The sequence below is a fragment of the Maricaulis sp. MIT060901 genome (assembly GCF_047123815.1).
Taxonomy (GTDB): Bacteria; Pseudomonadota; Alphaproteobacteria; order Caulobacterales; family Maricaulaceae; genus Maricaulis.
On sequence record NZ_CP138920.1, the window covers coordinates 2,951,389 to 2,972,101 of the forward strand.

Below are 20,713 nucleotides of genomic sequence, written 5' to 3' on the forward strand. Positions count from 1 at the left end.
TATCCCGACCCGCATGGAGGGATACGAGATGACGAGACGTCGGAAGTTCACAGATCAGTTCAAAGCGAAGGTTGCGCTTGAGGCGCTGCGTGGGGACCGGACGATCCAGGAGATAGCGGCTCGGCACCAGGTTCACCCGAACCAGGTGAGCATGTGGAAACGTCAGGCTGTCGAGGGCATGGCGGACGTGTTTGCGCGTGGCGGCAAGACTGACGGGCCAAGCGAGGCGGAGGTCAAGGAGCTGCACGCCAAGATCGGGAGGCTGGCGGTGGAGAACGATTTTTTATCACAAGGGCTCAAGCGATGAGCCCTGCGGAGAAGAAAGCGTTGATCCGCCGCGACCATGAAGCGCTGAGCATCAGCCAGCAGTGTCGGCTGGTGAAGCTGAGCCGGTCATCCTTCTATTATGAACCGGTTGGTATCGACGCGGTGACGCTGGACGTGATGAAGTCGATCGACCGGGTGTTCACGAAGTATCCCTTCTTCGGGTCGCGCCAGATCGCTGCGTATCTGCGCCGGGAAGCGATCATCGTTGGACGCCACCGGGTGCGGCGGTTGATGGCGAAGATGGGGCTGGAAGCGATCTACAAGCGGCCGCGAACCAGCCAGCCGCATCCCCACCATCGGATCTATCCGTATCTGCTCCGGGGCATGGCGGTCGAACGGGCCAACCAGGCCTGGTGTGCCGACATCACCTTCATCCCGGTCCGCCACGGCTTCCTCTATCTGGTGGCGATCATGGACTGGGCGACGCGCAAGGTCCTGAGCTGGCGGCTCTCCAACACGATGCATGCGGACTTCTGCGTCGAGGCACTGCAAGACGCCATCGCCCGCTTCGGCCCACCGCAGATCATGAACACGGATCAGGGCAGCCAGTTCACCGGGGCGGCCTGGATCACCACGCTCAGTGAGGCCGGGGTCCAGATCTCGATGGATGGCCGCGGCCGCTGCATGGACAATATCTTCATCGAGCGACTGTGGCGGTCATTAAAGCAGGAGGCGATCTATCTTGAGGAGCTGAACGATGGCTTCGCTGCGCATCGGACCATCAAAAACTGGATGATCTTCTACAACACAGAGCGGCCTCATTCCGCCCTCTTGCGGCGTACGCCGCAAGAGGCATACTGGGGCTCAAGAGACGAAAAACAGGCGGCATGACAACAATCCCGGATACACCTTAACTCAGCCGCCAAACTGTCCGGAAAACCGGGACCACTTCACTCCTTCGCCTTGGATTACTCTCTGCCCGCCAACGACAAAGCCACCTCAACATTGTATGCGCTGGGAATTGGAAACGGCGCCAGCTCCGAAACAGTCGGAATCGGGTTCACCAACACGGCGACCAACCGTCTTCTTGTCGTGGCAGGTGGCAGCACCGGCATCAATGCGTCGAGTGCTTTGAGGCCCAATAGTCAGGAGCAACGCATCGCAGTGAGGTTGGCGCAAGGCGATGCATATTTCGCCGCGAGCGGAGAGGTTGGCCGGAGCTACGCTTTACCGGCAATGCCCTCCGGTGCCGACACGGTTTTCCTCGGTCGATATCCAAACGGGGGTGGCGCCGCAAACGTGCTTTTCGTCAAGTCGTTCCGGTACTTCCCTGCAACTCTTTCCAACACTGAACTTGAAGCCCTCGTGGCGTAACCAAAGGACATCACAATGAGTTCCTATTTCTACGCTGCGCAAGACGCGGCGACCCTTTCGGCTGCCTTAAGCGCGGCCTTCGTGACTGACGAGGAGACGGGCGCGGTTCGTCCGGTGTCTCCCAAGGTCTGCCTATCGACATCCGGTGTCTGGCTCCAAGAGCCCGTCATGTCGGAGCCTGACGAAAACGGCGAGCAGACGGTCGAGACGGAAGGCGTGCGGAGTGAGCCATATGTGGTTCTTTCGCCAACTCCCATCGCGGCCTGGGCCGCGTTCCAAATCGTTCCGGTGGGCGTGCAGGGGTTTGCCTGACGCCTTCAACATCACCGAGTTATCTGCCGCCGCCGGGCGGCTTTTTTGTGCCTGAAAGGAAGGGCGATGATTGAAGACTTCCCGCGTGCAGCTCCGATTGTGGTGCTGTCCATTGTCACCGCGACACTACGGGTTCTCGTGGCCGGTAAGCGATCCCTCAAGGTCGCCCTTCTTTCCTGGTTTGTCGCGCTCATGTGCGGCCTGACCGCTGGATATGTCGCAGATGGGTTTGAGATCGGTGAGGGCGCTGTCCGTGCGATCGCGGTCTGTGCTGCCCTGATGGGGGATCACCTGGTGGTCGGCGCCATGGATCTGGCAAAGACGTTCCGCGAGGACCCAGAGGGCACAATTATGCGTTGGACCAACTGGTGGCGATCGGGAGGGCGTCCCGATGGATAAGCTTCTACCCGCCGGTTACGTCTGGCTGATGCTTGAGGCGGTGATGCCGCAAATGCTCCTCGAAGCCGTGCGCCTGTACGGGGTCGAGGAAATCCCGGGCGAGGACCACGACCCGCGCATTCTGGCCTGGGCAAGCACCGTCGCTGATGCCGGCGCCGGTGCCTGGATCAAGGACTTCTACACCAACGATGAGATCCCTTGGTGCGGGCTATTCGTGGCCTATGTCGCGGCGAAGTCCGGCCACAAGGTCCAACCCGATTGCCTCTCCGCGCGCGGCTGGCTCGACTGGGGCGCGCGCTGTGATTATCCGGGGCTCGGTGATGTCCTGATCTTCTACCGCGGCAATCCGAGCGGAAAGAGCGGGCATGTCGGCCTCTATGTCGGCGAGGACGATGAGGCCTTTCACGTCCTGGGCGGCAATCAGGGCAACCAGGTTTCCATCACCCGCATCTCCAAAGACCGTCTGCTCGGCGTTCGTCGTCACCCAGATGCACAAGTCGGCCGGCGCGTATCTCTCTCGCCCAAGGGCAAGCTCTCGGAGAATGAAGCATGACCCGTATCTTTGCCTGGCTCAATGCCATGAAGTTTGGCCTGATCGTCGGAGCCTGCATCGGCTTTGCGTTTCTCTACTGGGTGGGGGTGCCCTGGTTTCTCCCGCCGTATGAGAGCGTGCGCGCGGACCTGCGCGACCTGCAGGGCGTGGCTGAAAAGGTCGTAGGCGTTGTGGACGAGGCGGAGGGGCTCCGCGCGGAAGAGAACGCCGTGAGTGTCGAGGCTGTGTCCGAGGAGCGCGCAGCCCATCAAGACGAAGTGAACCGCCTCCTCAACACCATCACCATTCTATCAGCTCAGATCCAAGAGGTTGAATATGATGAGAGCAATTGTCCTGTTCGTCGTCTCATTCCTGCTCACCAGCTGCACGGGGACGAAATTCCTCGAGCTGCCGACGTTGCGGGAGAGGGCGATGGACCCCCGGATTTGCGCGAGGCCCCCGGCTGAACCGGAGTTGCCGGCCAGCGCAGGCCTTGTGAACCCGGTCACGGTCGAGGAGGCCGACGCCGTCTCCGGCTATGTGACCTGGTCAGAACGCCATGCCGCATGGGGGCAGCGAGGTTGGGAGCTGGTTACAATCGCAAGGCAGCGTTGTTGAGAATTCCCTCAGCTGAGAGTCAACGATTGAATTTATTTTGGTGCTCAGGTCTCGAAAGGTTTGTCTCCAAGCTGGTTGTTGAATCACCGCTCGCCTTGGTGCAGCTCGCGCCGATGAGCCTTTCAGGCCAAACTACCTGCGAAGAGCGAATGGTGCTTTCTCGTCATCTCGATTTTGTGGCTTGCGGCCATCAGTCGCTCCTGTGCGCTAGTTGATCTGGAATTTGCGGCGAAGGGCCAAAAGGCTGAGAAATATCAGCACGCTTGATGCGAGCGATTGCAATGCGCTGACAATCAAAACGGTAAATCCGAAAATTGGCGCTGACCCGTTTAAATGTTCGAAGCTAGTTCCGCTTCCCAAAACCAAACGAAATGGGCCCAGAGCATTTGTGATCGCGAGCTCACATATATCCATGAAAGTCGGGTGAAGCGGTGAAACTTCGTTTATACCGTGAGGCGTCGCCCAGATATCTGATCCGAAACCTCCGAAAAATAGGGCGAGATCTAAGAGGATTAGCCATGACAGAATTGTAAGGGTGCCCAGATGTCGGAGCGGGATCGCTGCGGACTCCCCATATTCCGAGAATGTTCCATAGAGTTGAGTAAACTGGCGAGATAAGGTGGGCAGGTCACGCCGGTGCTCGCGCGCTTGAAGTTCGAACCGGTAGAATTTCTGCTCGCGCCGTCGGTCGCTCTCCTCTGACATGGCGTGTTTGAGCATCCTACAACCCGCCTCCAAAGAAGCGAAGTGAGACTGATTTCGATCATCACTACCCCCTGGCTCGTGGTCTAACGTCGTCGCGTCTGGTGAGGTTTTTAACGCCTGCTCAAACTGACCCTGTTTGGGATGGTCAAGATCGAGCAGAATGCCATCTTTCAGCCGAATGCCTTGGAAAGCAGAAAAGGGGAGTGTGCGCACGCTCTTGAAATCAAGTGGTTCATAAAATCTTGTGCCCTCGAACATCGCCATGCACTTCTCAGTTTCGTCCGGAAATACACATCCGGCAAAAACGGATAATGCCTCGAAGGTCGCGCCACGAAATGATGTGTGCCCGCTGAATGTGGCACCGCCTCCAGCCATGTTGATAGATTCAGATCCCAAATTGGCATCACCAAAAAAGGCCGGCCCCTTGAACAGGGCACCACGAAAGTTAACGTCGGCATAGAAAGTGCAGCCAATCAAATACGCGGCTTTCGAAAAAACCGCATTTTGGAAAGATACATAGGTTCGGCCTGCATCGGATGTGCGGTTATGATTCAGCGTAACGGTTGCGCTTGAGGCGGCGTCGCCAAAACTAGCACCGCTGAAGTCTGCGTTTCCGGCAAAGTTAGTGTCCCAGAATTCCGCGCGCTCCACAAAACTCGTTCTTTCAAATAACGCTGGGCCACAAAATTTGACGCCCACAAAATCAGTGGGTGCGTGAAATTTTGCTATGTTGAAATCCACTCCTTTGGCGAATTCGGCCGAAGCGAAGTTTGAGGCGCCGTCAAATTTAGCCGACCAAAAAATTGCCTTACCCAGTACTACAGCTTTTGAGAAGTTAGTTACATCATTAAAGCGGACTTGCTGGAAAGAGGCGTTCCCTTCGAAGCGAGTACCCGTGAACGCAACACCCTCAAAAGTCGTATCGAGGAAACTCACCTCATGGCAGAAACACGCGTTCCGGAAAGCTACGAATCCATCAAATTTAACAAGTGTAAAAGGGCATCTCCCTTTGAATTCAACTTTGTCGAATGTTGCGCCATTACCAAAGCCGACCTCCTGAAAGCTTGCGCTACCGTCGAAGGTCGCTTCAGAAAAATCTACGGCTTCATAAAATTGCGCTCCGTGAAACGAAGTGCCGTGGCCAAATGTTGTTCTGCTTGCATCAACGGGTTGTAGAAATGCGCTTCGATGAGCGTTGATATGAAGCTCGGTATTTACACCTTTGGTGGTGGCGCTGGAGCCGAAAGGCAGAGTTTTAATCACGCAACCAAGAATCTGGGACCGTCGGTCCGGGCCATCGATTTGCCATGTGCTACCATCTATTCTCGTCTCTGCTCCCCTGGCAATAAGAGAAGCAACTTCAGCTTCGACTGTGTCCCATTGAGGGTCCTCCGGATCGTTCTTCCAAGTTGGATCGCCTTCTGGGCTGTATACGGGTAAATGAAGGACATGGAATAACCAGCCGTTGGGTGCTTCCTGCAACAAGTTCAATTGCGTCAGAGCAGCATCGTCGCGAAGGGTTTCACTTTTGGTATCCCAGCGGAAATAGTCTTGTAGCGTTGCAACTCTCGAGTCCGCTGGGGCTCGCTCGGTCTCGACGACAGTGTTGGATGGTGTTACCGACCAACCGATCCAAAGCTTAGCGGATAGGCCTAGCCAACTATAATCATCTCCCCACCATAGATCTTTCCAGTCTTTTTTTTTAAACGGTTCCTCAGTATCGTCATCTGAGTGGTGCGAGCTGGACGCTGACATTTGCCCCTCCTGTCTGTCTTTAGTCATTTCGTTCACGGCTGTGGGCATAAAGGCGGACCTAGGACGTCTTTGATAAAGAGCCGCCCGATCAATCAATTTTGCAATATCAAAATGTGTGTGGGGGATGCAAAAGAAACGATCAACCGTTTAAGTCGTTTCGATGTGAGCCTTTTCCCGGATCGTCATTTCGTCGGTCCAACCGTTGTCCCAGAACAACGATATCAACCCGGTTGACCCACACCGGGCACAGCGAGCGTTCTTTCGAACCCGCTCCACTTCACGGACAGACGGTGCCTCGGATACGTCCTTGTAGGCCCGTCTTCCGCACTTCCCATTCTCACATTCAAATATGAACAGCGTGACGCGAGGCATGGTCACAGGTAGTCTCTCTTTCCCGCCCCGGGAAGGTGAGCTGTCATAGATGATCAATCGCTAGGACGGAAGCTGTCACCTCTTTTGTTGTTCCGGCGATGCTCTCAAATAATTCACTGGCGTCAGCTTGTGTTCTGCCTCATTGATTTCGGAGATTTTCACCGGGGAATATTGATGCTGAAATCCGTCGCCGTTCTTTCGACCGCTTTGCTGACCTCTGGCGCCTCACTCATTGGCGTTGACCAGAGAGGCCAAGACCCGATCACGGTGGCTGCTTGGAATATAGCGCATCTGGCCGGCGAACCTGGACAGGGCTGCGTCCCTCGTGACGCGGTCGGATACCAGCTCGTCGCCGACACGATTGAAGCGGTTGGTGCCGATGTGTGGCTGCTCCAAGAGATCGAGAATGAAGCAGCGCTGGCCCGCGTGTTCGACCCGGAGGAGTGGACATTCCACGTTGAGGCACGCGCCGACACGGGGCCAGGGCCGGAGTGTCGTGGCCGGGATGATGGAACTCGGCTCCGGATGCAGCGCACCGCGATCGTCGTGCGCAATGGTGTCGTGCATACGCGAGGGGCGGACCTGGCTGCGCTTGATGTCGACGGTCGAGGGCGCCTTCGCCATGGTGTATCCGTGACCTTGGAAGTTGGCGACCAACAGTTCGATTTGCTCAGCGTACACCTTAAGTCGGGTTGCTTCTTCGGCGATACTCGCGACGCCTGCGCGACCTTGTTTCGCCAGATCCCGGTCCTGGAGGCCTGGATCGATGAGCGCAGCGAGGTCGGTCGTGCAGTCCTCGTCGGTGGTGACTTCAACCGCCGCCTGGAAGGCGAGGGGGATGCTGTGTGGCGCGATCTGGCGGATGGCGATCCCGCTGCCTTGGGCATCGCGGGAGAGGGCATCGGTCCTGAGTGTGACCCACGTTATCGACAGTTCATCGATTTTCTGGTGATGAACGAGGACGCGAGCGCCAGTGTTGACCCCGGCTCGTTCAACGAAACGACGTATGGGGATGGTGTACGACCTTCTGACCATTGTCCGATCAGTGTTGTCATCGGGCGATAGCGCTCGCCGAGCTCGCGTGTGGTCTCTCTTTCCTGCCCCGGAAGGGCGAGTAACATATGGATCACCGCATGATGAGACGCTCTCAGATTAATTCCTCGAGGCTTCAAGCTACTTGCTGCTATCGGCCCAAGCCCCTGGATCAATAAAATTCCGGGGAATAGCTACCGCACGATCGACCGATTTCCGACTATGGCAAACAGTGTTTTTGGTCGTCGATGAACCCAGCAGTCTTGACAATTACAACGGATGATTGAAGCGTAATTGAAGTATTCGCGTTATAGCGCGAATCGAAGCGCTACCATCACCTCGATGTTCAGCGCCTACGTTTGTATTGGTTTAGACAAACCATCGCTGACGGTATAAAGATGGGGGGTTCTATGGTGCTTCGTTCTATCAATGCATCCTTTACCTGTGCGGCATTCGCGCTATCTATATCCTTAATTCTTTCCAGCTCTACGTTTGCTCAATGGGGTTACACGCCACCCGCACCTCAGCCCCCGGAACCGGTTCAACTTGAAGATTATGTAACCACCAATGTGCAAACGACCCTCTCGGCTTATGGCGAGGGGCTTTTGGGTGACACGATCAATCCTGATACTGGATCTCTTTCTTTCCAGAGCGTGGATGTAAGCATTCCTGGTAATTCCTCTCTGCCGGTCATGTTCGGCCGCTACATTGATGCAAATGCCGAGCGGCACGTAAATCTCGGGCCAAACATGCCCGTCTCGTCAAACGGCAACCAATGGGAGCAGGGCTGGTCCGTGATGGTTCCGCACATTATGACACGTACGCCTTATGACGGTGTATGGCGGTCAGATCGGTGCACGGATCCGATCGATGAACCTGATTTGGATGTTTCTGGGTATCACGGCCAGAGTGCGCCTGCGACATGGTCTGGACGCTATGGAATCCGGTTTTACTCCCCAGGCAGTGGCCTGAGGCCGTTTCTGAACGGGGATAGTCCAGCGTTTGCTGCTAACCCGCCGGACTATGTGACACGAGATTATTGGCGAATTGATTGCCGCAGTGGAGCTAACGGGGAGTATTTCGAGGCGACCTCACCAGAAGGGCATACATATGTCCTCGACAAATTTTACACCTACAAAAGTGGGCAGACCTATCAACCCCGTTTTCCGGGTAGCGCGGATTGGGACTCTGGTCTCTATGACGCTTCCGAAAACCACATCGCCTATCCAACAGAAATCCGGGACCGGTTCGGAAACTGGGTGCGTTTCGAATACAACGATGCAGCGCAAGGTGTGTCGCGCATCTACAGTAACGACGGACGGGAAATACTGATTAATTACACCAACGGCTCTGTTTCATCCGTTGAGGCGAATGGTCGAACGTGGACTTACTCCTACACCAATGGCGTTCTTGACCGCGTGACGCTGCCTGATGGCCGATATTGGACTATTGGCAATCTCGATGGCGTTGGCCGAGTTTTGTCCTGGATTTTTGGCCAAAGTTGTTACTTTGGCACGGACGCCTATATCCGCCATCCCGATGGCGTTGAAGGCTTCTTCACAACACAAAAGATCGTCAACTTCCGGAGTGCGTTTATATCTGGCATCGCATCAGCCCGCGCGCGATGCATGTCCCGGCAAGGCAATTACTCCGGCAACATGCTGTATAATACTGGCTTCGTCCGCCAAGACAGCTGGAACAACTTCTTCACTTCTGCAGTGACTGAAAAGCGGTTGGTCATACCGGGGGCGCCGGACGCCGTCTGGACCTACGATTATGAGGACGGCGACCACTACAATACCAATGTCTGGGGAACGTCCGTCGGTGATAATCCAACAGACACAACACTGACGCGGAAAGTTCGCACGATCACAAACCCCGAAGGTCATGTAACGCGGCTGGAATTCGATATCCGACTCGACACTGAAGGAACGCTGCTTCGCCGTGAGATGTTTGCCAATGCGTCCAGCTCGATACCGATGCAGACGGAAGTATTCACCCACAACATATCGTCCGAGCCGGTCGGATCGCCTGTTCAATTTAACTATGGGATGAGCATCAACGCCCATATTTATCACAATCAAAGAACGCGTTCTGAACTTATGCGCGATGGGGAAACCTATACTACCAATATGGTCTATGATGGGTTTAATCGTGTTACGAGCTCGTCTGCGTCGAGTAGTCTTGGAAGTGGCACCCGTAACAGTGCGACGGTCTATCAATACGACATCACGGACTGGGCGCTGGGACTTCCGACACGGGTGACTCGAAATGGAAGAGTGTTTGAGGAATTCACATACACCGCGAACCACCAGCTTCATACAGTGAGCCACTTCGGCACTCTTGCAGCCACGATTGGGTATAACGCACAAGGACAAGTCAACTCGATTACCGATGCCCTTAACCGCGTGACGTTGCTTTCCAATCATTATCGGGGTCATGCGCGTAATGTGACGCTACCAGACGGTGCTCAACTAAGCTGGGCGATCAATGGAAATGGCTGGATCACGAGCATGACTGATGCTCGTGGGCAAACAACCGGCTACAGCTACAACGCGATGGGCTGGCCGACCCTTATAAATCGTCCCGCAGGCTTGGCTGACACCTCGATTAGTTATTCGAATTTGGGGGCTGGAACCCGCCAAACTGTTACCGAAGGGTCTGTTCGGACCATCACCGATCATGATGGTATGCACCGCCCTCTTCTTGTGAACAACCAAGCGCTCTCCAACGGGGGAGGGTCAATCTACACACGATATGAGTATGATGGGCTGTCTCAGCAGATCTTTGCGTCTATTCCGTCCACCAGCTCGCACCCAACTTCGGGCGTGACAACGAGTTATGATGGGCTAGGTCGTGTTACGCAGGTGGCGGAAAATATGGCCCCATACGCTACGACCACAACGGCCTATCTTTCCGGTAACCGAACGCAGTTTACTGACCCGTTGGGCAATGTGACGATCAACACAGCCAGTGGGTTTGGCGGCCCCGGTGACGGAGCAGTGACCCTGATCCAGCATCCGATGGGCCTATCGACCGCGATGACCTATGACATCTGGGGTAATCTGCTGACCGCGCGCCAATATGGCTCGCACAATGGCTATACCTCGAACCATACCCAGTCTTGGGTCTATGATAGCCGTATGCGCCTATGCCGGCATTCCGTGCCGGAAACCGGAGACACGCTCTATGCCTATGACAATGCCAACCAAGTGACCGCCATTGCGCGCGGTCAGTCGGCTGGCTCAAGCTGCGCCAGCTCACTGCCGGGCTCTGCGACTATTACCCAGGTCTGGGATAATCGCGGGCGTTTGGATCAGGTGCTCTATCCCGATAGCGCACCGGATATGAATTTTGGTTATGACGCCAACGGCAATATGACTTCGGCTGTTCGCGGTACAACCAGCTGGAGTTATGCCTATAACAACGCCAATGCGATAACGTCTGAAACCCTCAGCGTGGACGGGCTCAGCTTTACGACCAGCTATACCCGCAATGCCAATGGCTATGTGACGAACCAGGTTTTGCCGGGTGGTCGCACGATAAACTACAATCCAGATGGCTTCGGACGGGCCAAGCGTATTCGCTCCAGTGGGTTTGATTACGCCTCCGCAGGGAGCTACCACGTCTCAGGCGCGCTGCAGTCCTACAATATGGGCAATGGCCGCAATTATTCCGCGACCTTCAACAGCCGTCATCAGATGACCAGCCAGACGGTGGGCGGCAGCTCGACCCTGGTGGATTTTGACTATCTCTACAACGCGGGCGGTCAGATCATCGATATTGATGATAATGTCGTGTCGGGCCAGGACAGGGTCTTTACCTACGACGGTCTGGGTCGTCTGGCGACGGCGTCCGGTCCTTGGGGCTCGGGGAGCTTCACCTATGATCCGCTGGGCAATCTGCGGCGACAGGTGCTGGGCTCTCGTACGGTGGATATCAGCTATAACGCGCTTAACCGCGTGTCGCAGGTGCGTGATAGTGCGCGCGGGTCGCTGTGGGATTTTTATAGCTATGACAGCCGCGGAAATGTCACCTCAAACGACCAGCTAAATTGGGCGTATGATCGCTCAGAACAACCCATCTCGATGTCGGGCAATAATTCCGGCAGTTTTGTCTATGACGCACATCGCCGCCGGGTGAAACAGGTCATCGATGGGGAGACGATCTATTCGGTTTATTCCCAGTCGGGCAGCCTGATCTATCGCCGCAACCACACCACGGGTGAGGAAACGGATTATCTGCGCCTGGGCGTGGGTGGGCGGTCTGTGGCGCGGGTGGTGGATAATGGTTCGACCGAAACGGTGACCTACACGCATACCGACCATCTCGGCTCGCCCGTAGCCTCGACGAGTGCGTCGGGTGCGCTGCTGTGGCGAGAGGACTACACTCCGTTCGGCGAAGCCCGACAGCGACCTGCCGCAAATGATAATGACGAAGGCTATACCGGTCATATCAGCGACAGCGATACTGGCATCGTCTATATGCAGGCGCGCTATTACGACCCGGCCATTGGGCGGTTCTTGAGTAGCGACCCGGTAGGGTTCGCGAGCGGTGGGCCGGCGTATTTTAATCGGTATGCGTATGTGGGGAATAATCCGCTTAACGCGACCGATCCGACGGGCGAGTTCGCTCAGTTTTTGATTGGTTGCGCAATGAATACGGCCTGCAGGACAACTGTGGCCAGCGTCGGGGGAGCTATTTTGGGAGGAGGAGCTAATCTGGCTGTCCAGCTCGCCTCCGGGGAGGACGTCAGCTGGCGCGAAGTTGGGGTTTCCGCACTGGGCGGCGCCGCAACGGGTGCTGCACTGGCAAACGGCAAACCCCCGTCTGCCGTTGGTGGCATTGTAAACACAGCGACCAGTCTGACCAACAGCGCTCTGGATGGCGACTTCGAGAGCCTTGATTCAGGTATCGCCGCTACGTTGGAGGCTGGCACGGCTGGGTTGCTCGGTGCGGCTCTCGGTCCGGCAGGCGGTCGGGGTGGCGATGATGTTGGAGGTGCCGCATTCACCGCAACCTTAAACGCGACTGAAGATTTGGCGACGGCGTTCCTGACCGGTACGGTTGCCAAAGAAACCACGGGTATTATTGCAGGTGAGACGATTGCAACTATGGGCAGCCCAGCCTTTGAAGAGGTCGGCGATGTCATAACACAGGGATTGTGTGACACGATGTATGCGAGCTGTGACCCATGATCAGGCGGGTAAAATGCGGGGGCTGATCCGAATTTATTTGCTTGGAATGGCGGCACACCTTGCGATTCATCTTATTTGGCTGCTGATGTCACCAGACCTGTCGGAAGTAGGAGAAAACTTTATCCGCGGCGCTCTCGGGTTTTCCGTGTTCATGGGGGCGGTGATGATCATTGGTCGCCTCTTGGCCTGGTTGTTGGGGCGGCTGAAATAGGCTCAAGCACAGTCCCCAAGGGAGAATTTGCAACTACGACCGCTTCGCTGAAGCTAAGACGACCTGATCGGCCTGTACTGCTGGTCGCGACCTCCCCTGCGCCAAATTCCCCTATGCCTATGTCGGGAACAACCCGCTGAACGCGACAGATCCGACGGGGGAAGCAGCGTTGTGGGGAGCTGCGCTAAATGCGGTCTTTGAGGCAGCCATTATTGTGGCCGAAAATGGCGGCGATGTTGGAGCTCTTGCTTCGGGAGAAAGCGCAGCTCGTGTGGCTGGTGCGGGTCTGGCCGGTGCCGTAGGTGTCGGCGTAGCCAATCGAGCTGGGCGGGTGGCCAGAATGGCCACAAGAGCCTCAGGAGAGACGAGAACCGCTCGCCGCGTTGTCGGAGGGGCTGGCTCTAGCGGACACCGGCAAGCGGGCCGTGTTGGTGATGTGATTGCGCGAGGTGCTGGCGATGCAACTGGTGCCGCTGTGACTGATGTCCTCACGGCGACAGCTGAAACTGCCGCTACAGGTGAAGCCGGCCATGCGGACCCGACAACCGCTGCACAAGTTGGTGGCGCCGGAGGGGCTGTGAGACAAGGAATGCGGCAGGCAACAAGTGCAGTGTCGAGCCGCAGCCGCGTCGGCAGGGCACAAGCAATCATAAAACGAAGAGAAAGGATCAAGCGACAGACACTCGAACATCGGCGCTTGCAACACCGCAGGCTCGCCGCCTAAACATCAATCACAGACGAGGCCCAAACTCCGCAAGCCTACGCCGCGAGTTGTGCCAAATGTTCTGACGACGGACAGCCTGGCCATCCGGGTGGAGCGCAAGCTGAACTCGAAGCTTGTCCTGGAGACGCTGGCAGATCTGTTCGTCGAGCATGGGTCGCCCGATCATATCCGCTCGGACAATGGCCCTGAGTTCATCGCCACGGCGCTGCGCGAATGGCTGGGGCGTCTGGATGTAAAGACGCTCTACATCGCGCCGGGAAGCCCGTGGGAGAACGGATACTGCGAGATCTTTAACTCGAAGCTCCGCGACGAGTTCCTGGATCGGGAGGTGCTCTACACACTGAAGGAAGCCCAGGTGCTCATCGAGGCCTGGCGGCGGCACTATAACACCGTCCGGCCGCACTCATCGCTCGGCTACATACCACCGGCTCCTGAAACACTCTTGCCAGCACCGCTCATGCCGCCCTACGTTGAGGGCGTGTCGGCATGACCGCCGCACATAACCCGCCGGGCCCTAACTTTAAGTCTGGGCCACTTCGATGGGGCAGGGCGATACGATGTGTGTGTGCTGGCGAATTAAGGGCAAATGAATGCAAGGCTTTAAAAAGCTAGAAAAAAATGGGCATCAAATTTATCGCACTCGGCCAGCTTGGCAGTCTTATTGGGGCAGTTGGCTCACTCTCGGGGCGAGCGTCGCTCTTTGCGCTAGGTTCTATACTGATATACCGCAAGACGCCTACGCCTACATCGCTGGGTGGCTAATACTCATCTACCTCTTCATCGCCGGTCGCCGTCAAATGGAGACCTTCGATATTATTGATGGTCAGGTTGTCCGTGCCCACAAAGGCCTCATACTTCGCAAAAGACGTGACTTGACGCTAAGTCCACAAGTTCACGTGGATATGGAACAAAGCATAATCGGGCGGATCCTGAATTACGCGACATTGCGTTTTTGGACCGGCGATGATCGCTCAACCGCGAGCTGGGGCCGGATAACTAGTCCAGAACGCGTCAGCCGAGAAATAGAGGACCTCAAAGGACTAAACCACCCCTCAGAAACCATCCCACTTGCAGAGAAATTCGAAGACCCGAATGCAACGAATTTTGAGGTTAGCCATCCCAACCTGCCATTCTCCTTACAGGCAGAAACTGGCCTAAGGCCTGCAGAAGAATTCCGCTTCTTTCAACCCCTCGACCAAACCAGCCGACCGGAAAGTTTTCACCAGCTAGTGCAATCCAGCACCCATGGAACCGCTCCTCGGAGCGATTATCGCGTTAGCGCTTATGGACAAACCATTACCGTTACACACGAGCCCAGCAGCAAATCGTTTTCCTTTGGGGTCCCCGGTTATATCTGGTCTTACCTTATCAGCGCGTCAGGCAGAGACCTGTTTGTTTGCTATACTCCATTTTCTACAAACTTCTCGGATATGCGAGCAGTCATAGTTAGATACGTTAGAAGCGAGCGAATATTTGGGAATGGTTTTAAATTTAACTTTAAAGACGAAGTGAATCTGTCTGACGTCGATCATCAGGTTGTAATTTACAAGTTTCTGAGCAACGGCAGCTTTCTCGCAATGCTCAACAGAGGATACCGTGAGAGCTCGGCCGCCTTTAATATCGGGCCGGCTCATCTTGTCCTCGGAAGGTCGGAACACCCATTGGTATCGACTGAGTCAGTGGCTAGCGGAGGCGGTGCTGCCAACAGGCAGTTGCCTGACGTTCTAGGAAGTGTTGCTCTAAACCTATCCGAGAGCTTTTTAGTACAATTAAGCTATGTTGAAAGAGGGCGGTTCCCCCACCTTGGGCACTTCGGCCAGACAAGCGAGCAATGGTTCAAACCACAAATTCGCGTCTACGACCTACAAAACTTGTCTTTGGCCGCATCGCTAGAACTAGACGAAAAATATGCGCTGGTTGACCGAGAAGGCTACAGGAAGATCGACCCCTACCAAAGAGTAGGCGTCGACATTTCAAATGATAGGGTGTTCGGCCTTAATGTTGGAACCGACAAGGTAAGGTCTTTTCGGTTGAATTGATTTTCAAGCAATGGTGGTGTCTGCTTCCTGCGGGGCTTTTGATCGGCGATTTTGGCCAAGTTAGGCGGCACCGCTGAAAGAAGGAAATACGGATGGTGACCCAGCCCCGTGATCCGGGCCGTTCGTTAGTAGAGTCTGTTCGCCCTTCTTTCTGGTTTTGGTTCTGGGTTCAAGGCCCGGTGAGCGGAGCCCATGCGTAGCTCAGGCGAACCGGGCCGGTGTTTGCGGGTTTGCTGGGCGTAGATGGCAGGCGCCAGTCCGCCCAGCGAGGCGCGAGGCTTCCAGACCCGGTCCTAGCCCAGTGGAAGCGCCAACGCTAAACTGCCGATAGCAATAATGAAAGCCGCGATGACTAGGGCGGTGCCCCAGCCGGGTGGCGGGCCGCCGTAGTCGCGGGAGTGCTTCTCATAGCCGTTCAATGGCCTGGGCTTGATAGCTGGCAGATGGACCCCGTTCCGCTGAGGCGCACCCCGTCCTCGCGGTAGAGGTCCCTACAGCGAATGTAAGCATCATCAGGCATCCGCCAGTAGGTGAACTCGACAACGGTGACCAATCCGGCCTCGGCGTCATCTGTGGAGGTGATAACGCTGGAGTGAGCGGCAACCAGCTCTCGGTTCAACGAAGCCATATATGCGGACGTGACCCCCGGAAGTCTTGCCCAGCAGGGGCCGACATCATCATCTGACCGTGAGCCCATCGCGCCGGTACAATCTTGACCATAGCTGGCTCCGGCGAACAGCGTGATCACAGCAAGGGCGGCACCGGTCCCAGCGAAACGTTTCATCATTATGTCTATCTCTGCTTCTCAAGTATCACGGTGTCGCTGGCGTGGATGGTTCCCAGGAGCAGGCTCCAGCTGGATCGGTACCACCGCCTGCAACGAACTGGTTTCTCACCCCGGTCAGATCGAAAATGCGCTGTTCTCGTTCTGCCTCCCAGGGAGAGATCGGATCTGCGTCCATCCACTCGACGAACATTGCGCGTTCTTCTGTTGGGATCCAAACGCCGTGCTCTGCCTCCATGAAAAGCCAGATCCGGGCGACATCTCCCTTTTTACAATCTGGCGGCTCGAACAGGTCGTCGGCTCGTGAGGTCTCGATCTCGCACATTCCATACTCGCTGACGCTGTCATCGAGGTCAGCGTATCGATGATTGTCGCGGTCTCCGTTCGCTTGGCCCACGGACGGGACGAGGTTGTGGAGCTCGAAGATCATGGCTTGGGCTTCGGGGTTTTCGCGCTCGCACCGACCGCGCTCACCCTCAGGACCATCCCAGCAAGCAAACTGTCTTGCCGGCATCAGGGAAGCAGGGACGACATGCTCCCACTCAATCCTCTGCGCACGGTCCTGATGATTGGCGCCGCGGTCGTATCCACAGGCGTTGATATCATCCACATCACCTGATCCGTCATTGTCTTCATGTGAAGTGTAATCACACCCGCAGTAGAATGTTTGCCGCGCCTCGGAGGTGTAGACCAGGTCGGAAGCCGTGTTCTTGGCTTCGCGCCAGGATTGAGCGTGCGCTGATCCGGCGAACAACACGCAGACCGTTGCGCAAAGAACTGATCGAAGCATCCTTCTCCCCCTCAAGCTGTCTAAACTGAAGCTATCGAAGCGCACCCTTACGCAAAAGTGTGTCGGAGAGCACGTGATCATCGTCACGTCACAACGAATCTCGCGACGGCCTTGTGTAAGTTTTGTGTAAGGGAGTTGGAATGTTCTCTGCCTGTTCCGTCGCGAAACGACAGAAACAATGATTGCGCAGCAGGGCGCAGACACACATTTTTCTTATATATTATGGGGTTGTAAATGGTGCCGCGAGAGAGAATTGAACTCTCGGCCTCACCCTTACCAAGGGTGCGCTCTACCACTGAGCTACCGCGGCGCTGGATCGCGAGATCGCGAACGAGAGACGGGCGTATAACGCAAGGTCGCGCGCCCGCCAAGAGTGTCTTGACGTAACCAGCTGCATTCGACATGACAAAACGCATGAGCGACATACCCAAAACACCCGCATCCGCCCGCAAAACCAAGCCAGAAGGCACACGTGAAGAACGTCTGGCCGAAGCCTTGCGTGCCAATCTTCGCCGCCGCAAGGCAGGCCGGTCGGCAGCGCCGACTGAACAGGATCGGGAAACAACTGACAATTCTGCCTCTAAAATACCCCCGGAGAGGTCATAATCCCGCCGGACTTGCCGGGCTATTTGCCGCGTATCTTGAAGTGAGGAGTTAAGATGGACCGTATCGTCATTCAGGGCGGCGCGAAGCTCAACGGGAGCATCAGTATTTCTGGTGCCAAGAATTCGGCACTCAAACTCATGGCCGCAGCGCTTTTGACCGATGAACCGGTTGTTCTGACCCGCATGCCGCGCCTGGCAGACAGCCGCTTCATGGGACATTTGTTGGCGCGCCTGGGAGTGTCCGTGGAGGAGGGACCTGGTCCGGAAATGACGCTGCATGCTGGTCGGATCGCTGACACCTATGCGCCCTATGACCTGGTCCGCAAGATGCGTGCGACATTCAATGTTCTGGGACCACTCGTTGCCCGTGAGGGCCGGGCCAAGGTATCGCTGCCTGGCGGGTGCGCGATCGGAGCCCGTCCGGTTGACCTTCACCTCAAAGCCCTTGAAGCTCTTGGTGCACAGATCGAGTTGTCGGAAGGATATGTCGAGGCGACAGCGCCGAAGGGTGGTCTGGTCGGCGGTGAAATCGAGCTTCCATTCGCATCTGTTGGTGCGACTGAACATGCCATGCTCGCGGCCTCCCTGGCCCGCGGGGAAAGCGTGATCGACAATGCAGCCCGCGAACCGGAGATTGGCGACCTTGCCGATTGTCTCGCCGCCATGGGCGCTGAAGTGGAGGGCGCCGGTACTTCGACGATCCGGATCCAGGGGCGTGAAAGGCTCAGCGGCGTCCGCCACCAGGTTGTCGCTGATCGTATCGAGACGGCGACCTACGCGCTTGCGGTGGCCGCTGCGGGTGGTGATGTCGAGCTGGAGGGGGGCCGCTGGGAACACAATAAGGTGCTGTGGCGCGCGATGAGTGATGCGGGTGTCACGGTCGAGCCCTCGGATGCTGGAGTTCGGGTCGCCCGCAATGGCTCACAGATCGTCGGAACGGATATCGAGACCCAGCCTTTCCCCGGTTTTCCAACTGATGCCCAGGCGCAATTCATGGCCGTCATGACCATGGCGGAAGGCACCTCGGTGATCCGGGAGACGATTTTCGAGAACCGTTTCATGCACGCTCCGGAACTCACCCGGCTGGGTGCGGATATCGCTGTGCACGGGAACGAAGCCATTGTTCGTGGTGTGAAAAGCCTCAAGGGCGCGCCGGTCATGGCAACGGATCTGCGGGCCAGCGTCTCCCTCGTCATCGCCGGACTTGCGGCGGAAGGGGAAACCGTGGTCAACCGGGTCTACCATCTTGATCGCGGATTCGAGCGTCTGGAGGAGAAACTCTCCAAATGTGGCGCTCAGATTCGCCGGGAATCCGAATAGGAGCCTTCCTTGCCCAGGCCTGCCTTGCCACTGAGACTGTCCGCGCTGGACGAGAATGATCTCCAAACCATAAGCGCGACCCTTCAGGATGCCGTGGCGCAGCTGGGTGATTTCGAGTTTTCCAGGTCGGCACGCACTTTTACGCTCGCGCTCAACCGGTTCCGTTGGGAAGGCGGCGGTCGCAATGAGCGTGTCCGCACGGGATTGCAGATTGCCCAGGTGACGGGCGCTCGGTCACAAAACCTGCGCCAGGGCGCGGATGACGCCGTTGTCAATCTGCTCTCGGTCGGCTTTGAGTCCTCAGACGCGCCCTCCGGTGTTGTTGTCCTGGTATTTTCCGGTGGTGGAGAATTGCGGCTCAGTGTTGAATGCCTGGAAGCGGTGATGATCGACATCTCCGCGCCCTGGCCGGCATCGAGCCGTCCGGAACACGAGGCGGAGTGATCATGAGCGAGCATCGCATCATTCGAATCGACCTGGAGGCCGCAAGCCTGGGGCCGGGGGATGTGAATGCCGATCACGAGCGCCGCGTCGCCATCGCGGATCTTCTGGAAAGCAATCATTTCCGTCCCGAGGCCGAGGGACAGGGGCCCTATGCGCTTCGCCTGGCGATCGAGGATGATCGACTGGTCTTTGATGTGCGCCAGGAAGATGAGACGCCCGTGCATGCCTTTGTCTTTGCGCTGGGGCCGCTGCGTCGGATCATCAAGGATTATTTCCTGATCTGTGAGAGCTATTATGAGGCCGTGCGCGATGCACCACTGGCCCAGATCGAGGCGATCGATATGGGGCGTCGCGGTGTGCACAACGAGGGCTCCAGCCTGTTACGCGATCGTTTGACCGGCAAGATCGAGGTTGATTTTGATACCTCGCGGCGCCTGTTCACTCTGATCTGTGCCCTGCACCGCCGAGTCACAACATGAGCGCTCCATCCGTCTTGTTTGTGTGTGGCCGCAACGCCATTCGCTCTCCCATGGGCGAAGGGCTGTGGCGACTGGAACATGGCGAGAGAGCGAACGCCCGTTCCTGCGGGGTGATTCCTGCCGCTTTTGTCGATGGTTATACGATCTCGGTCATGGAGGAGCTGGATTGCGACCTGTCCGAGTTTTCGCCCATTGCCCTGAACGGTGTCGGTGAGCCGGCAGCTCAGATTGTGGTGTCTCTGTCGACCGCGGCGGACCGCACGGCGCGGGAATATGCCGAGCGGACGGGAGCAACTTTCCTGGCCTGGCCGATCGCCGATCCGAGCGAGACACCGGGGGATCGAGAGGCCAAGCTGGCGGCCTATCGGCGGACGCGCGACGAGATCCGCGAGCATATCCGCAGCTTCCAGCCCGCCTAAATGCGTGCTGGCCCTCGACTTTGACCGCCGACCGGGACTATATAGCGCCGCTCAGGCCGCCGGCTGGTCTGAACATCCAGATTTCGAAACCATGAAAGTGGAGCCGCATGGCGAAAGAAGAGTTATTGGAGTTCCCGGGTGAGGTGACGGAATTGCTTCCGAATGCCACCTTCCGTGTGAAACTTGAAAACGATCACGAGATTATTGCTCACACCGCAGGCAAGATGCGCAAGAACCGCATCCGTGTCCTGGCGGGCGACAAGGTTCTGGTCGAGATGACGCCCTATGACCTGACCAAGGGCCGCATCACCTATCGCTTCAAATAAGTCCGACA

Annotated in this window: 18 protein-coding genes, 1 tRNA gene and 2 pseudogenes; 17 read left to right on the top strand and 4 right to left on the bottom strand. The window is 56.8% G+C overall.

Annotation, left to right across the window (positions count from 1 at the left end):
• Nucleotides 1–13: 13 nt before the first annotated feature.
• The 6 genes from SIC17_RS14595 (at nt 14) to SIC17_RS14620 (ending at nt 3,351) form a co-directional block, all read left to right on the top strand.
• A protein-coding gene (locus tag SIC17_RS14595; RefSeq protein ID WP_412545501.1) for an IS3 family transposase occupies nt 14–1,158 on the top strand; the annotation gives its coding sequence in 2 pieces (ribosomal slippage) (nt 14–302 and nt 302–1,158; 1,146 coding nt in all).
• Nucleotides 1,159–1,230: 72 nt separating this feature from the next.
• A complete protein-coding gene (locus tag SIC17_RS14600; RefSeq protein ID WP_412545831.1) occupies nt 1,231–1,641 on the top strand; it encodes a hypothetical protein in 411 nt (136 codons plus the stop codon).
• A 15-nt stretch (nt 1,642–1,656) separates the two neighbouring features.
• Nucleotides 1,657–1,953 (top strand): hypothetical protein, encoded by a 297-nt coding sequence (locus SIC17_RS14605; RefSeq protein WP_412545832.1) that lies wholly within the window; start codon nt 1,657–1,659, stop codon nt 1,951–1,953.
• A gap of 66 nt (nt 1,954–2,019) precedes the next feature.
• Nucleotides 2,020–2,352 carry a hypothetical protein gene (locus SIC17_RS14610; RefSeq protein WP_412545833.1) on the top strand — a complete coding sequence of 111 codons (333 nt, stop codon included), beginning with the start codon at nt 2,020–2,022 and terminating at the stop codon, nt 2,350–2,352.
• Entirely contained in the window at nt 2,345–2,905 is a 561-nt protein-coding gene (locus SIC17_RS14615) for a TIGR02594 family protein (RefSeq protein WP_412545834.1), read from the top strand. Before SIC17_RS14610 ends, SIC17_RS14615 begins: the two co-directional genes overlap by 8 nt.
• On the top strand, nt 2,902–3,351 hold the full coding sequence (locus SIC17_RS14620) for a hypothetical protein (protein WP_412545835.1): 450 nt from the start codon (nt 2,902–2,904) through the stop codon (nt 3,349–3,351). Before SIC17_RS14615 ends, SIC17_RS14620 begins: the two co-directional genes overlap by 4 nt.
• A gap of 358 nt (nt 3,352–3,709) precedes the next feature.
• On the opposite strand, the gene SIC17_RS14625 is transcribed toward SIC17_RS14620, so the two are convergent.
• Nucleotides 3,710–5,962, bottom strand: coding sequence for a pentapeptide repeat-containing protein (locus tag SIC17_RS14625; RefSeq protein WP_412545836.1), 2,253 nt, complete (start codon nt 5,960–5,962; stop codon nt 3,710–3,712).
• Nucleotides 5,963–6,508: 546 nt separating this feature from the next.
• On the opposite strand from SIC17_RS14625, the gene SIC17_RS14630 reads away from it, so the two are divergent.
• The 6 genes and pseudogenes from SIC17_RS14630 (at nt 6,509) to SIC17_RS14655 (ending at nt 15,538) form a co-directional block, all read left to right on the top strand.
• The gene (locus SIC17_RS14630) at nt 6,509–7,399 is read left to right on the top strand and encodes an endonuclease/exonuclease/phosphatase family protein (protein ID WP_412545837.1); all 891 of its coding nucleotides are present in this window, start codon (nt 6,509–6,511) and stop codon (nt 7,397–7,399) included.
• A 377-nt stretch (nt 7,400–7,776) separates the two neighbouring features.
• The gene (locus tag SIC17_RS14635; RefSeq protein WP_412545838.1) at nt 7,777–12,564 is read left to right on the top strand and encodes an RHS repeat-associated core domain-containing protein; all 4,788 of its coding nucleotides are present in this window, start codon (nt 7,777–7,779) and stop codon (nt 12,562–12,564) included.
• A 13-nt stretch (nt 12,565–12,577) separates the two neighbouring features.
• Entirely contained in the window at nt 12,578–12,775 is a 198-nt protein-coding gene (locus tag SIC17_RS14640) for a hypothetical protein (RefSeq protein WP_412545839.1), read from the top strand.
• Nucleotides 12,776–13,406: 631 nt separating this feature from the next.
• Nucleotides 13,407–13,499 (top strand): annotated as a pseudogene (locus tag SIC17_RS14645) (pyruvate, phosphate dikinase); the annotation flags it as partial.
• Between the two features lie 70 nt (nt 13,500–13,569).
• Nucleotides 13,570–13,989, top strand: a pseudogene (locus SIC17_RS14650) (integrase core domain-containing protein); the annotation flags it as partial.
• Nucleotides 13,990–14,089: 100 nt separating this feature from the next.
• Entirely contained in the window at nt 14,090–15,538 is a 1,449-nt protein-coding gene (locus SIC17_RS14655) for a PH domain-containing protein (protein WP_412545840.1), read from the top strand.
• Between the two features lie 415 nt (nt 15,539–15,953).
• Here SIC17_RS14655 and SIC17_RS14660 read toward each other — a convergent pair whose 3' ends face one another.
• From SIC17_RS14660 to SIC17_RS14670, 3 genes are all read right to left on the bottom strand, one after another.
• A complete protein-coding gene (locus SIC17_RS14660; RefSeq protein ID WP_412545841.1) occupies nt 15,954–16,322 on the bottom strand; it encodes a hypothetical protein in 369 nt (122 codons plus the stop codon).
• A 28-nt stretch (nt 16,323–16,350) separates the two neighbouring features.
• Nucleotides 16,351–17,112, bottom strand: coding sequence for an endonuclease (locus SIC17_RS14665; RefSeq protein WP_412545842.1), 762 nt, complete (start codon nt 17,110–17,112; stop codon nt 16,351–16,353).
• Between the two features lie 235 nt (nt 17,113–17,347).
• A tRNA-Thr gene (locus SIC17_RS14670) sits at nt 17,348–17,422 on the bottom strand.
• Between the two features lie 349 nt (nt 17,423–17,771).
• Between SIC17_RS14670 and murA the strand changes: the two genes are divergently transcribed.
• The 5 genes from murA to infA all read left to right on the top strand — a co-directional run bounded on the left by murA (nt 17,772) and on the right by infA (nt 20,705).
• Nucleotides 17,772–19,037, top strand: coding sequence for a UDP-N-acetylglucosamine 1-carboxyvinyltransferase (gene murA / locus SIC17_RS14675; RefSeq protein WP_412545843.1), 1,266 nt, complete (start codon nt 17,772–17,774; stop codon nt 19,035–19,037).
• Nucleotides 19,038–19,046: 9 nt separating this feature from the next.
• Nucleotides 19,047–19,481: a DUF2948 family protein gene (locus tag SIC17_RS14680; protein WP_412545844.1), complete on the top strand. Its 435-nt coding sequence runs from the start codon at nt 19,047–19,049 to the stop codon at nt 19,479–19,481.
• A 2-nt stretch (nt 19,482–19,483) separates the two neighbouring features.
• The gene (locus SIC17_RS14685; protein ID WP_291896414.1) at nt 19,484–19,960 is read left to right on the top strand and encodes a UPF0262 family protein; all 477 of its coding nucleotides are present in this window, start codon (nt 19,484–19,486) and stop codon (nt 19,958–19,960) included.
• A complete protein-coding gene (locus tag SIC17_RS14690) occupies nt 19,957–20,379 on the top strand; it encodes a low molecular weight phosphatase family protein (protein WP_291896412.1) in 423 nt (140 codons plus the stop codon). Before SIC17_RS14685 ends, SIC17_RS14690 begins: the two co-directional genes overlap by 4 nt.
• Before the next feature lie 107 nt (nt 20,380–20,486).
• Nucleotides 20,487–20,705 (top strand): translation initiation factor IF-1, encoded by a 219-nt coding sequence (gene infA / locus SIC17_RS14695; RefSeq protein WP_019961978.1) that lies wholly within the window; start codon nt 20,487–20,489, stop codon nt 20,703–20,705.
• The last annotated feature ends 8 nt before the right edge of the window (nt 20,706–20,713 follow it).

What these genes read in the sequence shown, in the direction of transcription:
- SIC17_RS14690 (WP_291896412.1), top strand. Translation starts at nt 19,957, where the DNA reads ATGAGCGCTCCATCCGTCTTGTTTGTGTGTGGCCGCAACGCCATTCGC.
- SIC17_RS14655 (WP_412545840.1), top strand. Translation starts at nt 14,090, where the DNA reads ATGCAAGGCTTTAAAAAGCTAGAAAAAAATGGGCATCAAATTTATCGC.
- SIC17_RS14625 (WP_412545836.1), bottom strand. Translation starts at nt 5,962, where the DNA reads ATGTCAGCGTCCAGCTCGCACCACTCAGATGACGATACTGAGGAACCG.
- SIC17_RS14685 (WP_291896414.1), top strand. Translation starts at nt 19,484, where the DNA reads ATGAGCGAGCATCGCATCATTCGAATCGACCTGGAGGCCGCAAGCCTG.
- SIC17_RS14640 (WP_412545839.1), top strand. Translation starts at nt 12,578, where the DNA reads ATGCGGGGGCTGATCCGAATTTATTTGCTTGGAATGGCGGCACACCTT.
- SIC17_RS14660 (WP_412545841.1), bottom strand. Translation starts at nt 16,322, where the DNA reads ATGAAACGTTTCGCTGGGACCGGTGCCGCCCTTGCTGTGATCACGCTG.
- SIC17_RS14620 (WP_412545835.1), top strand. Translation starts at nt 2,902, where the DNA reads ATGACCCGTATCTTTGCCTGGCTCAATGCCATGAAGTTTGGCCTGATC.
- SIC17_RS14635 (WP_412545838.1), top strand. Translation starts at nt 7,777, where the DNA reads ATGGTGCTTCGTTCTATCAATGCATCCTTTACCTGTGCGGCATTCGCG.
- SIC17_RS14615 (WP_412545834.1), top strand. Translation starts at nt 2,345, where the DNA reads ATGGATAAGCTTCTACCCGCCGGTTACGTCTGGCTGATGCTTGAGGCG.
- SIC17_RS14630 (WP_412545837.1), top strand. Translation starts at nt 6,509, where the DNA reads ATGCTGAAATCCGTCGCCGTTCTTTCGACCGCTTTGCTGACCTCTGGC.
- infA (WP_019961978.1), top strand. Translation starts at nt 20,487, where the DNA reads ATGGCGAAAGAAGAGTTATTGGAGTTCCCGGGTGAGGTGACGGAATTG.
- SIC17_RS14605 (WP_412545832.1), top strand. Translation starts at nt 1,657, where the DNA reads ATGAGTTCCTATTTCTACGCTGCGCAAGACGCGGCGACCCTTTCGGCT.
- SIC17_RS14665 (WP_412545842.1), bottom strand. Translation starts at nt 17,112, where the DNA reads ATGCTTCGATCAGTTCTTTGCGCAACGGTCTGCGTGTTGTTCGCCGGA.
- SIC17_RS14610 (WP_412545833.1), top strand. Translation starts at nt 2,020, where the DNA reads ATGATTGAAGACTTCCCGCGTGCAGCTCCGATTGTGGTGCTGTCCATT.
- murA (WP_412545843.1), top strand. Translation starts at nt 17,772, where the DNA reads ATGGACCGTATCGTCATTCAGGGCGGCGCGAAGCTCAACGGGAGCATC.